General features: G+C 56.2%; 2 protein-coding genes. One reads left to right on the top strand and one right to left on the bottom strand.

Going from position 1 to position 1365, the window contains the following annotated elements; all coding sequences use genetic code 11:
* Window positions 1-456: 456 nt before the first annotated feature.
* Window positions 457-651: a YqaE/Pmp3 family membrane protein gene (locus BVER_RS29035; RefSeq protein ID WP_050456168.1), complete on the top strand. Its 195-nt coding sequence runs from the start codon at window positions 457-459 to the stop codon at window positions 649-651.
* A gap of 90 nt (window positions 652-741) precedes the next feature.
* Here the strand turns inward: BVER_RS29035 and BVER_RS29030 are convergent, their stop codons facing one another.
* On the bottom strand, window positions 742-1212 hold the full coding sequence (locus BVER_RS29030; protein ID WP_050456167.1) for a hypothetical protein: 471 nt from the start codon (window positions 1210-1212) through the stop codon (window positions 742-744).
* Between the last annotated feature and the right edge of the window lie 153 nt (window positions 1213-1365).

Raw genomic sequence — 1365 nt, 5'->3', positions numbered from 1 at the left:
GGCGAAGTTCCAAACTCCCAGGAAACCATTCAGATCAATATTGCTTCTGGGAGTTCTGGGAAACACGATCTTCCGGCGGCCCCTTGCCACCCTTGACTTCGACTAATTCTGAAGGGCCGACTCAGTAATGAGCCACCGGGAATGCCATGTTCAAGCGTCGACGTGCTCACTACCCCTCACGGCAGCTTCGCCCGCCAACTCGATCGACCTCACATGGTCGTTCACAAATGCCGCAGGCCGCGTCGCGAGGACAATAACGAACGATCACCGGCAACGCTAGCCAATTATGAAATGAACAGGAAGCGTTCAAACGCTTCAGATCGCGCAGTCGCTCCGCGTGATTAACCGAACGTTTCCAGATACTCTGCCCCTCGTATTTCCATTCTGCCAATCTGTAAAGTTTCCCGCGATTTGACCGTTATACCAGTCTTCCCGACTCTAAAATGGAAAATAGTAATGCGCCTGTTTCTAGCAATCGTCCTGCCTTGGCTACAGTTCTTTACCATCGGCCGTCCTGTCGCAGGCATCATCTGTCTGCTGCTGCAACTCACGATTATCGGCTGGCTTCCGGCCGCAATCTGGTCCGTGTACGCTCTTAGCCAATACAAGACCGACCGCAAGATCGAGCGCGCACTCGGTGCACGCGCTTAAGATCACTCGGACCACGACCACATATCAAGTTCGTCTACGATCGGGCCGCCGTCGCTCGACGGTGGAATCACGAATCCACTGAACAGCAGGTCAGCCGTCGGCTGCGCGGAGCGACCCTGAGGGTCGCTCTCCCGCTGCGTGAAAATCACGTGGAAAGCGATTCTCAGCGCTCGGCGGGATAGTCAACTGGACGCGCGCCCACCAGCGATCGGTTGAAGGCAAGTTTCTGACGAACCACAGCAACTCGGCTTCGTCTGGCGACAGTTCGATGTAGGTGTCGTTGAGAATGGCCATTTGCCAATACACGATGTTGGCGAGTGCCAACGCGCCGTGTTGGTCCGCGATTGCGGCGAGTGTCTCGACAGAGTCCAGCAGCTCCACGTGCAACTGTTGTGCGTCCGCCGCCCGGCACAGTGCGCGATCCGCGTCGCCGATTGCCGTCAACACCGCTTTACCTTGCGCTTGCGGGTCTTCGGGGCTGTACTGCGTGGATTGAATCCATCCTCGCACAAGCATGTCGTCCAGAACATTGTCGACGAGGTCAGTGCATGAATAAGCCATTCAAGGCTCCTCGAAAGTGAAAAAGGAGCGCCCTTGTGGGGCGACTCCCCACAAGGGTTGCAGGTAAAAAATGAAATTTCAGGCGACGAGCGCCTGAACATCGATTACCGCGTCAGCTTCGGCCACAAGCTCCGGCGTCTGCGAGATGAAGAA

This window comes from Candidatus Burkholderia verschuerenii, assembly GCF_001189365.1.
Classification (GTDB): Bacteria; Pseudomonadota; Gammaproteobacteria; order Burkholderiales; family Burkholderiaceae; genus Caballeronia; species Caballeronia verschuerenii.
This window is presented reverse-complemented; position numbering and strand designations above follow the sequence as displayed.